Raw genomic sequence first — 14,215 nt, 5'->3', positions numbered from 1 at the left:
ACTGCCCAACCCAGAGGGTCGTCGAGACTAGCTAAAGAACCGCCACCAGACCCCTCTCGGCGACCGAGAGCGTTCCAGAGCACGGCCGTACAGTGCCACGGCGAAAACGCCGTGACCCTCGTCGTCGCAACCAGGGGAGAGCACCTGGTCGGAAAACTGCTGTTCCCGTACTGTCCTAATCCCCGTTGCCAAGTCTCGACACCGTTTCGCACTTGTCCCGCGACGCGAGCGAATCTGATGCCGCAAACCTGGCGCCCGACGGTCCAACTGACCGCCGTCCCAATGAGCGTCGAGACCAGCCAAAGCGCGAAACTCGTCAGCATCGCCGGCCCTCGCGTTGAGAAATGGGGGTGGAGTGTCGTTTTCAGCGCCGGCCAGCCACGCCGAATCCCGCTTCCGCCGGACAGGCAATAGGTTTGACCACGCGACCGAAAGTCAATTCTAACAACAAGTTCGGCGACAACTTCCCTGAACGGCCTAATAAGCAAAGCCTTCAGGATGAGCTGGACCGATTCCAAACCTCGCAACGTGAACGTTCCGAGGACTCTTATCCAATGTATCAGAACGGTTGAAGGGGTCAATCGTTCCGCGGCCAGAGATTTGCTACGATTTGGTCGTTCCGTCGCTGAAGTAAGCCCGATCGCGTTTCTCCCAATCCGTATAACCGAGCAGCTCGTAGAGCTCGGCGCGGGTCTGCATCTGGTCGACGATCCCGCGCTGGGTGCCCGAATTCCGAAGTTCGACGAGCGTCAGCTCGACGGCGCGCATCGCCGCTCGGAACGCTGTGAGCGGGAAGAGTGCGGCCTGGTATCCCAACCGAGCCAACTCGTCGAGCGTGAGCAACGGGCTACGCCCGAATTCGGTCATGTTGGCGATTTTAGGCCCCTCGACGTTCGCCGCGAACCGCTCAAACTCCTCGGCCGATTCCAAAGCCTCCGGAAAGATCATGTCAGCGCCGGCCGCCCGATAGGCGCGAGCACGCTCGACCGCGGCGTCGAAGCCTTCCACCGATCGCGCGTCGGTCCGCGCGATGATCACGAAATCGGGATCGCGACGCGCCTCGACGGCCGCGCGGAGCTTCGCCGTCATCGCCGAGGTCTCGATCAGCGATTTCCCCGTGAGGTGCCCACAACGCTTGGGGAGCACCTGGTCCTCGAGGTGAACTCCTGCGACCCCAGCCTGCTCGAAGAGCTGGATGCTTCGGACCACGTTGATCGCCTCGCCGAACCCGGTGTCGGCGTCGCAGAGCAAGGGAAGGGAAGTCGCTCGGGCGATGACGGCGGCCTGCTCCACAAACTCGGTGAGTGACAGGAGACCGATATCGGGCAAGCCGGCCCAGCCCGCCGAAAGCGCTCCGCCCGACAAGTAGACCGCGGAGAAGCCAAGTCGTTCCGCGAGCTTCGCCGTCAGCGCATTAAAGGCGCCGGGAATGGAAATCGGCTGTTCCACCCACGCCGCACGCAATCGAGCACCGGGAGAGGGCATGAGGGTTCCTCGAGATTTCGAAGGGATCGAATTCCAACGAGCCACGAGATCCGTGACTCCAAGAACCATCGTATCGACGCAAGGGGCATGGTCAATTCCGGCGGAATCCCAAGGCGGGGCGTTCGAATCGCCAAGGATTGCGTCTTGGTGTTGACGTGAAACTGCCATGGGGATAAGTTTCGCGGCCGGTGCCTCATGATGAGGCATGAAACGACAAGGAGGTCGTTCCCGTGAGAATTGGCGTCGACATGCTCGGGGTACAGTCCCCCCATCACGGCCACCGCGGAATCGGTCGCTACGGCATCAACCTGGTGTCGTCGCTCTTGGCCAGGGACGACGGACACGAGTTCGTTTTCTATGTCTATGAAGCGCTCTCGGCCGAGCGAATCCCGGAGGCCAAAGGGGCGACGGTCCGCATCATCGGCCAGGCCTCGGAATCGGAAGGCGGAACGGTCACCCAGCGGATGGACCGGCTCGTACGGACTAACCCGGACGGCCTCGATCTCCTCCTGGTTCTCAGCCCGTTCGAACCCTGGGACAACTATTGCCCACCGGCTCCACCGCTCAACGGCCTGAAGATGGCGGCGGTCGTTTACGACTTGATCCCCTTCCTCTTTCCGGTCGAGAACGCCTACGATCCGATCCTGATGCGCTACTATCGCAGCCTCGAAGTCCTGCGAGGGTACGACCTCCTGCTCGCGATCTCCGACGCAACACGCCAAGATATCCTTTCCACTCTGAACATCCCGGAGCAGAGGGTCGTATCGATCGGCGCGGGCTGCGACCGGAAATTCTTCGTGCCCGACCCGTCACCGACCCTGACCGACACCTCGGCAGCCGTGCTCCGGGAGCTCGGGATCACCAAACCATACGTCCTGAATGTGGGCGGACTGGTCGACCGAAAGAACACCCGAGGCTTGATCGACGCCTACGGCCGGCTGGACGAAACACTTCAGCAAAACTATCAACTTGTGCTTACGTTCTCGTCGGGTGAGTGGGAAATCGCCGAGGTTCGCGAATACGCCAAAGAGCGTGGCGTCAAAGAACCGTTCATCTGGACCAACGAGGTGAGCGACGAGACGCTGCGGATTCTCTACCAGCGCTGCTCCGCGTTTGTGCTCCCCTCGTTTTACGAAGGCTTTGGTCTGCCCCTGCTGGAAGCGATGCAGTGCGGTGCGCCGGTCATCGCGGGCAATAACTCGTCGCAGATCGAGGTCGTGGGCGACGCCGGCCTTCTGGCCAACGTCAGCGACGCCAGTGACATCGCCGAGAAACTGGAACGAATCCTGGAGAATCCCGAGTTGGCCCAGACGCTCCGGGATCGGGCCTCGGTTCAGTCGCGCCAGTTCAGTTGGGATCTGACGGCTGAACGCACAGCGAAGGCCGTGGAAGGCTTGGGACGGCGACGAGCCTTGCCTCGACTCCGGATCGATCGGGCTCACAGCAATCGGCCCCGAATCGCCTTCTTCTCGCCGCTCCCCCCGCGCAAGTCGGGGATCTCCGACTATTCCGTCTTCTTGCTGAACGAGTTGACGAAGACGTACAAGATCGACCTGTTCCACGACATCGGATACCGCCCCGATCTGGCGCTGGCGTCCGACGAGTTCGAGTGCATCGACGCCCGCGTCTTCGGCCTCTACGCGGGGACGAAAGACTATCACGGGATCGTCTACCAGATGGGAAACTCTCGTTATCATAGCTATCTCTATGAAACGATGCTTCGCCATCCTGGAGTCGCCACGCTCCACGACTTCTGCCTGGCCGGTTTTCATCTCCACTACGGGCACACTCGGGGGATGGAACGCGAATACATTCGTAATGAGCTGCTCCAGTGGTATCCCGAACACGCGGACGAGATCCGGTCAATGCTCAAGAGCGTTGATTGGGATTGGGAAGTCGTGGCGCGAGAATGCGCCAAACGCGGGTGGTATCTTAACCGCCGGATGTTCGACACGCCCAACCTCGTTGTCGTCCATTCGCCCTGGTGTCTCGCCCAGGTGGCGGCCACGCGCCCCGAGCACGCCGAACGAACGATGGTCATCCCGCACGGGATCTGGCCGAGACGACCGACCGACGCGGAAAAGACGGCGATCCGCACCCGGTTTGATCTTCCGCAAGACGCGCTGATCGTGGCCAGCTTCGGATTCATTCATCCCGACAAGATGAACCCTGAAGCGCTCGACGCGTTCCAGGCGGTCGCGCGAGCCAATCCGAAGGCGATGTTCTTGTTCGTCGGCGAGGATGCCGATGGCGGGATCGCGCGTCGCCAGGCGGCGGCCCTCGGTCTGCACGATCGCGTCCGATTCCTCGGCCGCCAAGCCTGGAATAATTTCACCGACTTGATTGCGGTGACCGACCTGGGAGTCAACCTGAGACTTCCGCCCACCAACGGTGAGACTTCAGGGGCGCTGCTCAATATGCTGGCCGCTGGAGTGCCGACGATCGTCACCGACGTGGCGACCTTCTCGGATTACCCCGCCGAGGTGGTTCGCAAGGTGCGTTGGGAGAGCGACGGGATCGACGGCCTGCGTCGGGCGCTCTTTGACCTGGCAAGCCAGGACGCAGAGCGAAAACGCTTGGGCGAAGCGGCTTGGAAGCACTGTCTCGACCATCATGAGTGGCCCCGTGTGGCCGCGCAGTATGTCGAGGCTATCGAACGCTCCCACAGGCAACTCGCCTTGGCCGGAAAGACTTTCCGTGAGTCGCGACTCAGGCGTTCCGGCAAGGCGATCACCGCCTGAAAACTCGGACGGCGCGGGTGAACCCGCTCTTCCCCTTGGGAATCGTTGATCCAGGTGAATTCATGAAACGACTCGTGAAGAAAGTCGCAAAGGCAATCTGGCGCGGAACGTTGCCGCTTCGTCGGCCCTTTCTGCACAAGTTCGAGAGCTATCTCTCCCGCTGTCTTCGTCCCACCGAGCAGCAACTCACCGACGAGGCGAACACGCTCATGGAGCATGTCGTGCGCGAACTCGTCCGCCTCCAACGTCAGGTCGACTATCTCCAGCAGACGGTCGAGGACCTCACACCGGAGTCAGGCAAGCTGGCGATCGCCGGTGAGATCGCCCCCGATGATAAATTGCGAGCAGGCTAAGGCGACTTTCCCCGCCAGCGGGCACAGACGCAAAAGGCGAGCGGGGAGCGCGAGCTCCCTGCCTTTTCATCCCGGCTCCCACCCCGCGATACTCAAGGCCTGTTCCCACCGTTCGATCACATTCCGATCAAAGTATCCCGGCTTATGATTTCTATCTTGTCTCTCTGAGACGACAGAGAGCGTACGCTCCCACCCTGCCTTACTGCCGATTACCGTCGAGTGGCGTACGCTCTCGCGAGTTTCAGCCCCAACCGGGCGGCCCAAGAAAGCCCGGGGCAACGCCCTTGTTGTACCACACAACTCCTGCCTTCACCCTCGTTCTCACGCGGAGCGTGGAAACCAGGGGTAGGCCAACTTCTACGCCGGGGCGCGAACGATTACCGGGACTCAACAATAATAAACATCATCAATATCTGGGGCATTGTGCTAGGCATCCATGCGCCGCCCCGTTGGGGCTGAACACGAACGAATGAATCACAAAATACTCATGATTTCGCTGTGAATAACCATGATTCGTGTGTCATTCGACGGTAGACCGCTGTATGCGATTTCATCAACCTTGCTGGCAGTGAGATCGGGATTGTGGGCCGTGCCCACCCTACAAGAATTCGATCTTCGCCGCTTGCTGTGCGTTTACCGTCGTTTCCGCTGTTCCCAGACGGCCTTCAGAGCCAGACGTGATTCCGTTACATCCTCGATTGCGACGCGGGGCGTACGATCATCAAATGCGGGGATTTTGACCCACTGGGTTCGCTCCGATTCCAGTTCGGTGGTCGATCGGCTCAGAGCCTCAGCAACCCCGACGCTCAAGGCGGAGGCACCGTCGCGATCGAGATGGACCCCGTCGACGAAGACCGACCGTTCATAGCCGGAATCGCGTGCGTCGAGAACGACCAGGTTTGAGAACCGAGCCTGCTGCGCACGAACATAGTTAATGAACAGTTGCTCGTCACCACTGTGCACCCAACTCGAGAACGTCCCCGGAGTGACCGGGGTGAGCATCCAGTAGACTTTGATGCCGTGGCTCTGGGCAAGCTCGATGAACCGGTGGACGTAGATCTCGTTCACCGGATCGCAGCGCCACGTACCGGGCTTGATCGGGTGGTTTTCCGGAATGACGACGTCGGCAAACGGCTCGACCTTGGGGTTAGCCTGGCCGCCGTCGTTGGTATTCCAGTTCCGCCAGAGCGCGGGGGATACGTCACGTTGGTCAGTCGGCTTTCCACGCAACTTGGCCAACACATGGGCCCTGATCTCGTGCCGTTGCCGGACCGAGTGCAACACGGACCGCAGGCCGAGCGAAGCGACCAGGTTCGGATCCTTGGCCGTCCAGCAGAGTTCGGCGGCCTCGCGAGGCTTGAGGAGCTCGACCCAAGGATAGGGTCGAGTCTCGGACGCGGGGCCATCCCCCAAGATTCCGCGCGCGAAGTCAACGATGACCGCGGTGGGACGAGCGCCTGTCTCCAAGGCACGCCGCAGGAGGAAGTAGCTCGACGGGGCCGACCCACTCAAGACGGCGAGACCATACGCCTTCTGGCCCGTGCCCTCGGTGAGCACACGAGGTAAGAGCCCAAACTTGAGCATGCTATCGCCAAAGCAGAGGATCGCGTTCCCCTTGGCCTTGCGCTTGACGATCTTCCCCGTGTATTTCCAACTGACGGCAACATTGTCCATGAAGTCCAAGTTGCCGCGCATGAACCCGAGTTCGATCGTCGCGACCAGGACGATCATTCCCAGGAGGCCAACAGGGACTGAGCCACGCCGGTGAACCCGGGGCACATCGTTCATCGTCGATGTCCTTTGATTGGCAAGCGAAGAGCGATGCTCAAATCGACACAATCGGCCGGGATGCTCGAGGCGGTTCGGAGGCGAACACCGGGCACTCGAACCCAACGACCGGTGGAGGACGCATCCGCCTCGATAGAAACCAAGGCGGTGGCGATCTCTCGACTGAAGGCATCGGCGCCGGGTCGACTCAAATGGAGCGAGTCGACGAAAAGGGACGAATCGTAGCCTGAATGGCGAGCGTCAAGGACCGTAAGGTTAGGATATTTTGCGATCATCGGTTTTAGAAATGCTGTATATTTTGACTCAAGACCCAACTCGTCGCGCCGGGCCTGAAATCTGGGGCCGACGGGGGGTAGTAGCCAGACCACTTGGACATGGTTCGAGGCGGCCAGCTTGAGAAAAGCATGAATATAGTACGCGTTGACCTTATGACACGACCAGGTGCGAGGGAAATAGCCAGGATTGGACAGGTCGAGTTCGTCATTGACATCGAACGACGACCGGGCAGGGTGGATATCGGACCCGAGATTCTGCTCCCAGACCTGACGGTGGGCCAGGACATCGTCACGGCGCGACGCGGGCCGACCTCGGAGCGCCGCGAGAATACCGCCGCGCACCTCGTCGCGATCTTTCATCGAGGGAAAAATCCAACGCAAGGCCAGCTCCGCACAAAACCCCGCATGCTTCGCGGCCAATCCCAGTTCGATACTTTCGGATAAACTCAAAAGCTCGGGCCACTGGCGCATGTTATGTCGCGGTTCGGCCATCAGGAGATGAGGCGCATAGTCGACGAGGACCGTGGTCGGTCTCGACTTCGCGTCGATCGCGCGGCGAAGCAGGAAATAGCTCGAGGCCGCCTGCCCACCGCAGAGCGACAGGTTGTACACCCGTGCGTCGGTCCGGTCCTGGATGACGCGTGGTAGCACCCCGAATTTCACGAGGCTATCGCCGAAGCAGAGGACGGAGCAGTCGGGCGATTGTGTCCGAATCGTATCGCCAATCGCTCGCCAGTCATGAATATAAAATCGGGTGAAATCCAGATGATGATAGCTAATGATCGACTCGACCAGAATGATCATTCCAATCATTCCGATCAGCCCTCGCGGCACGCTTCCCGCGGTTCGGCCGAGGGTGGGTGCGATCATTTCCGGAGCTTCCCGGTTTGCTGGAGGTACACCTGGGACATCCGCATGTCCTCGACCCGGAACGTGGGCCGGCACTCTTGATATTCAGGGAGTCTGACCCATCGATCTTTGGGCGGCTGGGCTTGCTGAGTGCGGAGTTGCTTGCCGACCAATGCGCTGAGGGCCAATGCGCCTTGTCGGTTGAGGTGGGCGGCGTCGAAGAAGACATTCAAGTCAAAGTGGGAGTATTCGGCGTCGAGTACGGTCAGACTGGGATACTCGGCCATCCAACCGCGTACGAAATTCGTATACCGCGCCACGTTGTTCGCCTGCTCACGCTTCGCCTGGAGTTCCGCCGCGAACGGCGGCAGCACCCAGTAGACCTGGATATTCCGTGAACTCGCCAAATCGAGGAATTTCCGGATGTAGGAGGCGTTCAACGTGGTGCAAGACCAGGGCTTGCCGAAGAAAGCATCCTGATAGATCGAGCCAATTTCCCCGTGGAAGCCGCCGTTGTCCGGCATGACGAACGCGCCCCGGTTGAAGTTCCGATTGCGCATCGCCGTGAGCGTGGGTCCCCAATTCGAGGCATACTTGCCGGACAAGGCCGCCAAGACCATTGCCTGAATCTGTGAACGATCCTTCACGGTGGGGACGTTGTGCGCGAGGGCCGTGGCTCCAAAGAACGTTGCGTCACGAGCGGCCCAGGCGAGATCCAACGTTTCCTTGAAATTCAACAAGTCAGGCCAGAACCCCTTGGCGCCCCAGGGATCACCGGTGAGGACGGTCGGGTGGTACTCCACGAGGATCGAGGTTGGCTTGGCGCCCGACTCGAGTGCTCGCTTGAGCAAATAATAGGAGGCCGGCGCCTGTCCCCAGCAGATTCCAAGATTCCAGGTCTTCAAGCCACTCTCGTGCTCGATCACCTTGGGCACGATCGACTGCTGGATTCGGCTGGTCCCGAAGCAGAGGACCTGGCAGTCACGCGTCTTCGTTTGCGCGTTCCTGCCGGTCAACTTCCAATCCCAGAAGTCGGGTCGGGTGTAGTCCAGATCATGTCTTGCGACGTAGGTCTCGACCACCGCCATCAAGATGAGCATTCCCAGCAGGCCGCCCGGGAGGGCCGACCCGCGCTGGCGGAGTTGCAGCGTGGGCATTTGCGGTCCTCACCACTCGGTTAGAACTGGAAGTAAATGAACTGGCTCCCACCGAAATTGCCCGCCAGAACGAAGGCGTAGAAGCACGCCGTGTAGAAGACACTCCGGACGTACCACGGAGTTCGGAACACGACGTCCAGGTCCTTCGACAAGAACTGAACGATCTGGACGAGCAGGAGCGGGAGAATGCAAACCGCGACCGGGAGAATGTAGGCCGACGCGGGGATCGACGCCTTGTAGACGATGGCCCCGAGCATGCCTTTGACCTGGGCGATCGAACTGGCGCGGAAGATCAACCAGCCGAGGCAGACGAGGTGGAAGGTGACGAAGATCCGCAACGCCTTCCAGCAAGCGCGGTCGATCAGCTCGGTCGGGCGAACACGATCCAAGAGCGGTCGCGCCAGCCGGTGACCAACCAGCAAGACCCCTTGGTAGAAGCCCCAGAGCACGAAGGTCCAGGCCGCCCCATGCCAGAGCCCGCCGATGATCATGGTCAACATCAGGTTGCGGTAGAGCTTGAACTGACTGCCCCGACTTCCCCCCAAAGGAATGTAGAGGTAGTCACGCAACCAGGTGGAGAGGCTAATATGCCAGCGGCTCCAGAAGTCTTGCGGGCTGGTGGCGAAGTAGGGGAGGTTGAAGTTCAGGGCGAGCTCGATTCCGAGGCACTTCGCGATGCCTCGCGCTGCATCGGTATACCCCGAGAAGTCGCAGTAGATCTGGAACGCGAACGCGTAGATCGCGATCATCGCCAGACCACCATCAATGGTTTCCCACCGGTTGAACAGGTCGTTCACGATGGTGGCCAGGTTGTCGGCGACCACGACTTTCTTGGTCAGACCCCAAAATATCAGGTAAATGCCCTGATAGAACTGCTGGAGGTTGAAGCGTCGCGGCTTCTCGATCTGGGGCAACAACGTCGTCGGACGCATGATCGGCCCGGCGACGAGGTGGGGGAAGAACGAGACGAAGGCGGCGAACTCGATGAAGTTTCTCGTCGGCTTGATGTCGCGGCGATAGACGTCAATGACGTAGCTCATCGACTGGAACGTGTAGAACGAAATGCCGATCGGCAAGACCACGTTCAACTGCGCCAAGGGAACCGAGATTCCTCCTCGCGCCAGTGCGGCCTGAAGGCTTTCCGCAAAGAAATTGTAATACTTGAAATAGCCAAGCATGCCGAGGTTGAGCACCATGCTTATCGCCACGAACAGTTTACGTTTTCGCGGCGTTTCAATGCGATCAACCGCCAATCCACAGGCGTAATCCATCGCCGTGGAGAGGAGGAGCAGCGAGAGAAACCGCGGATCCCAGCACGAGTAGAAGTAGTAACTCGCAGCCAGGAGCAGGTAGTTCTGCGGCTTATGGGGCAGAATCCAGTAGAGCGGCAGGAGGATCGCGAAGAAGTACGCGAAATGGAACGTGTTAAAGAGCATGCTTCATCCTCGTCCTTGAGGAGCACCGGTCTCGTCGTGATCTCGGTCGCCTGCCCGAGCGATCGAAACCGCTCGCGCTTCGCGCATCCTAACCGATACACTCGGCAAGACCGACCCTGACCCTTCACTGAACTTCACAAAAAAAGGGCCAGACTCAACCGCGATCCGCGGGCGAATTCGATCGCTGGAGTGCCCGGCTGATCCTTGAATAGAACGGGGTTCGGATGGCCGCGATCCCACGGTGCCAGCCGGGCCACCAAGCCGAGCGCGCGGGTTGAAGGGAAATCGCCGAGGCCGCCGCTCGGACCTCGCCGCACCGGTCTTGCCTGAGCAACTCCACCACCTCGTGAACACGTCGTGACCTAAGAAGCTCCGCGGACGCACTGGTGAGCGTCTTGGCAATGTAGAGCCGCTCGGAGTCGTGACTCGAATGGGCCGAGTGGACGATTCGGACCTCGAGCTCCTTGAACGTGAGAGGCCGATCCACCCGGCAAACATCCAGGACGGGAGTCGCTCGTTTCAGTGCCAGGTAATCGACACAAGTGACCGGTTGAAAGTCGGCCGGTTGAACCGGACAGAGTCGACCGAGCTCGATGAGGTAGCTTCGGTAGCCATAGTCCGCGAGCACCGTTTTGAGACGCGCCGGGGTTTCGTCGAAATAGCTGAGCGTGTGCCCGTTTGACTCGATGAAAACCGTCGGCGCATCGGAGGCTGACAGCAGCCGAGGCATGCCTTTCAGGCCGACAACTTCAGAGCCTTCAATGTCGATTTTGAGGAAGTCAACCCGATCCCAGCCCCATTCCGCCAGAAGGTCATCGATTTTCACCGCGGGGACGGAGACCGAGGTTTGACCGGCCTCGGGGGCGCCGACATGGCCGTACGGTCCCGCCTGGGAAAACTCGACAGTTCCCGACCGATCGCTGACCGCCGCGTTGACGAGGTGGACTCGATCGAACCCATTTTGTTGCAGGCTGGCACGCAACAGCGCGACGTTACGCGGCGACGCTTCTACACCGATCACCTCATAGCCGAGCGCTGCGGCGGCGAGCGTGAAGGTACCGACATGAGTTCCCAGGTCGAGAACTCGGCCACCGCGAGACGTTGATGCCTGCAAGTACTCGATCGCAGGGCGGGTCGACGATGGAAAACGGCCCGCCGCAAGGTCGAGACTGATCGAGTCGGATGCGCAGGGATCGATCACCGCGGCGAAGGTGAGCCCGGGTTGGACCCCAACCCGGTCAATGACTCGAAACCGGCTGGCTTCGGAGGATCGAGACTCGTCCGTTGGTTTAGAACTTTCATCCATGAATGAGCTCGCTGCGCCGGGAGAGTCGTCCGATCGATTGCGTCGTTCTTACAATTCTCGGGGGGTTGCCTCGGAGTCTTACCTCATCGAGCCATTTTGTACAATTCCGATTCAGCACGGACCAGGGAGTTCGCCCCCCTCAGGCAGAGGAAGGGAGCACCCTGTCTTTGAATTGGCGAAGCGATACGGGAGGCAGGGAATTGACACCCCCGCCGCCCGCGGATCCTCCAACCGTTTGGGCTTACTCAACTCCAAACGGATGATGAAAATTCATTCGTGTTTAAGCGGGATTCAAAAGAGAAATCGACTCGTGGGGTTTGGGGTCAGACTCGAGCTTCGAGAGCTGATCCCAGATCTGTTGAGCACGCGAGGAACCGAGCGCCGGGTCGACGAGGCCATGAAACTTCACCGCGAGTTGCGCATCGGTGAGGGGATTCTTGTCGTGACCCGGCGGGAACGCCACTTCGGATTCGAGGACCGAGCCATCCTCAAGGCTCACGCGCACCCGGTTCGGAATTCCTGCGGGATAGCCGGCCGTCAACTTGGGATCTTCGATGACTGTAGTCCGCGAGACGAGGTCGAGCAGGGCGGGGTCGGCAAGACGCTCCGGGAGGAATTGCCGCGCGGAGACTTCGCCATCCACGAGTGCGACCGCCGTGCAGTAGGGGAGGCTGTGATCCGCGGTCTCCCTGGTTTTCGGACGCCACTTCTCGGGATCCTGCCCAATAATTTCGACTGCGGTGCGGAACGTCGCGATTTCAATCGAGCGAATCTTGGTCAGGTCGCCGATCTGGGGGCGGAGCTCGAACGCGGCCGCGATGGCGGACTGGCTATGATATTCCGCGGGCACGAACTTGATCGAGGTCTTGGGAAGCATCCAGTCACCCCCGGCAGGACCACCCAGCTTGGGAAGCGCGAGCGGGCCGGAAACCTGCTGGCAGAAGCCCATGTCGCCCTCGAACAAGGGAGCAGGCCCGGTCATCCCTTCTCGAGCCAGCATCGCGGCGAACACGCCGTTGCGTGCGGCGTGGGCGAAGGCGCATCCCTTCCACATCGACAACTCGCCGGCGCGGGTCAAGCGGAGCGCGGTCCCGGTTGTCCCTGCAATCCCCAAGGCATGCACGGTCTGAGCGTGCGAGAGTCCGAACAGCTTCGACGCAGCCAACGCAGTGGAGAGCGAGCCGTAAGTCGTGTGATCCCATCCCCGAGCCCGGATGCTGGCGGCATCGCAGAGGCGGCACTGGACCTCGTACGCAACGGCCGCGGCGGTAATCCAGGCGCGGCCATCGGCACCGACGTCCTCGCCGGCCGCCATGACCGCCGCCCAGTTGTCGCTCGGATGCGCCGGTTCGAGCGAGAGATAGGTATCGTTGCAGTCGAGATAACGGATGTGGACGCCGTTCGAAAACGCCGCCCAGTCGGCCGAGGCCCGACCGCCGCCGATGAGCGCCGACCCACGATCGCCACCGACCTTCGCGGCCACCCGGCGCGCCACCAACGGAGCCTCTTCGTCGAGCGCCCCGGCCGCGCAGCCGAACGCGTCCAGCAGCCGGCGTTTTGCTTCAACGATGACCACCACGGGGAGGTCGTCATATCGGGTCTCAAGGGCGAATTTCACGAGCCGGTCGGCCAAGGTCTCGCTCATTACGATGCCATCCAGGAGAGGGGAAACCAGTGTTACGACGATAAATCGCAGTGTAGCTTTTTCAAGCAGTCGGGTCGAGCGACCTTGGTTTCCGAGCCCTGGTTCTGGACATGGTCAAGCGACCGATTGCGACGATCCGTAACTGAGCCCCCCGGCCTGGGCCGAGACGATTCGCGACCAGTTGTGCGACGCCTTGCGCGAGTCGAGCGATCGGTCGGGATTGCAATCGTAGCCGAGTGCCGAGAAGACATCTTGATGAGCCGCGGCGATCCGCCGAGCGACGTGCGCGGTGAGGAGTGTCCGCCAGAGTCCGGGCTTCCCTGGCCAGATCTGGCGCGCGGTGATCGGGTTGCGGATTCGCTGCATCGCACACGCCGTGACCGCTTCGTCAAAACCGATCGAAGGGGACGTTCCCAGTGATTTTGCGATTTGCAAAAGTTGCCGCTTGGGGTAGCGCACCAGATCCTCATAGCGGATCCGGTGGACACCCTGAGCGGTCCACCACTGGGTACTCACGGCGAGGAGGGCCTTGGCACGTTGACTGGTCGCGTACCGAATGAACGCCTCGCTCTCGGGCGCGACCCCGAAGATGGGCCGTTCATCCCCCGCTTGCCCGGCAAGCCAGCCGAGCGATCCTTCACAGGGAGCGTACCGCAAGATCGAGAGCAGCACGTCCAGCGGATGCCGAGCGAGCGTGATCGTGAAGAAGCGGTGCTCGTTCCAGAGCGTCGGTAACGGTTCGACCCGATGCCAGTGGGTCATGACGATACAGCGATCGGGAAGGTTACTCCAGGGAGCATCGAGGGGGTTGTAGAGTGCGAGCTCACCGTGCTCACGAGTTGCGCACTCATAGGCATGATCCAACATGTTGCAGAGCCAGGTATTGCCCGACCGTGGCGTGCTCACGATCGCAATCCGCGCCTCGCCTGGCGGGTTCGCGTGACGTGCGCCGGAAAACCGCTGAATGATCGGTTGAAAGAACATGGCGGGACCGTTCCCCTCAACGCGGCGAGTCCTCGACGCCTGGTCGGGACGTCTCTCCGCGGGGCAACTCGCAAAAAACATGCCGTCTTTCGATCAGACCTCGATCGTGATCCCGACGAGGGGGAACCGGTGATTCCGGCCCTCCCGCCGATCGGCGTTGGCTCCCGGCTCATCATTATGGGAAAAGCCGCTTGTC

Annotated in this window: 10 protein-coding genes; 2 read left to right on the top strand and 8 right to left on the bottom strand. The window is 60.8% G+C overall.

The features are described from left to right. Positions 1–603 precede the first annotated feature (603 nt). The gene (gene prpB / locus BUS42_RS34165) at positions 604–1,485 is read right to left on the bottom strand and encodes a methylisocitrate lyase (RefSeq protein WP_074315682.1); all 882 of its coding nucleotides are present in this window, start codon (positions 1,483–1,485) and stop codon (positions 604–606) included. Between the two features lie 230 nt (positions 1,486–1,715). Between prpB and BUS42_RS34160 the strand changes: the two genes are divergently transcribed. Together BUS42_RS34160 and BUS42_RS34155 are read left to right on the top strand one after the other, a co-directional pair. Continuing rightward, entirely contained in the window at positions 1,716–4,226 is a 2,511-nt protein-coding gene (locus BUS42_RS34160) for a glycosyltransferase (protein ID WP_074314604.1), read from the top strand. Between the two features lie 62 nt (positions 4,227–4,288). Continuing rightward, positions 4,289–4,579, top strand: a complete 291-nt coding sequence (locus BUS42_RS34155) for a hypothetical protein (RefSeq protein ID WP_074315681.1) — start codon at positions 4,289–4,291, stop codon at positions 4,577–4,579. A gap of 633 nt (positions 4,580–5,212) precedes the next feature. On the opposite strand, the gene BUS42_RS34150 is transcribed toward BUS42_RS34155, so the two are convergent. From BUS42_RS34150 to BUS42_RS34120, 7 genes are all read right to left on the bottom strand, one after another. Continuing rightward, complete coding sequence (locus BUS42_RS34150) at positions 5,213–6,367, bottom strand: hypothetical protein (RefSeq protein ID WP_074314602.1); 1,155 nt, start codon at positions 6,365–6,367, stop codon at positions 5,213–5,215. Next, a complete protein-coding gene (locus BUS42_RS34145; RefSeq protein ID WP_074314600.1) occupies positions 6,364–7,512 on the bottom strand; it encodes an SGNH/GDSL hydrolase family protein in 1,149 nt (382 codons plus the stop codon). The genes BUS42_RS34150 and BUS42_RS34145 overlap by 4 nt, the downstream gene beginning before the upstream one ends. Next, positions 7,509–8,648 carry a hypothetical protein gene (locus BUS42_RS34140; RefSeq protein ID WP_074314598.1) on the bottom strand — a complete coding sequence of 380 codons (1,140 nt, stop codon included), beginning with the start codon at positions 8,646–8,648 and terminating at the stop codon, positions 7,509–7,511. The genes BUS42_RS34145 and BUS42_RS34140 overlap by 4 nt, the downstream gene beginning before the upstream one ends. Before the next feature lie 20 nt (positions 8,649–8,668). Continuing rightward, on the bottom strand, positions 8,669–10,084 hold the full coding sequence (locus BUS42_RS34135) for an MBOAT family O-acyltransferase (RefSeq protein WP_074314596.1): 1,416 nt from the start codon (positions 10,082–10,084) through the stop codon (positions 8,669–8,671). 154 nt (positions 10,085–10,238) lie between these two features. Further along, a complete protein-coding gene (locus BUS42_RS34130) occupies positions 10,239–11,390 on the bottom strand; it encodes an FkbM family methyltransferase (protein WP_074314594.1) in 1,152 nt (383 codons plus the stop codon). 280 nt (positions 11,391–11,670) lie between these two features. Next, on the bottom strand, positions 11,671–13,035 hold the full coding sequence (locus tag BUS42_RS34125; RefSeq protein ID WP_074314592.1) for an MmgE/PrpD family protein: 1,365 nt from the start codon (positions 13,033–13,035) through the stop codon (positions 11,671–11,673). A gap of 114 nt (positions 13,036–13,149) precedes the next feature. Further along, positions 13,150–14,019, bottom strand: a complete 870-nt coding sequence (locus BUS42_RS34120) for a sulfotransferase domain-containing protein (RefSeq protein WP_074314590.1) — start codon at positions 14,017–14,019, stop codon at positions 13,150–13,152. Between the last annotated feature and the right edge of the window lie 196 nt (positions 14,020–14,215).

This window comes from Singulisphaera sp. GP187 (assembly GCF_900129635.1).
Taxonomy (GTDB): domain Bacteria; phylum Planctomycetota; class Planctomycetia; order Isosphaerales; family Isosphaeraceae; genus Singulisphaera.
The sequence above is the reverse complement of the archived record's forward strand: the minus strand, read 5'-3'. Positions and strand labels throughout refer to the sequence as shown.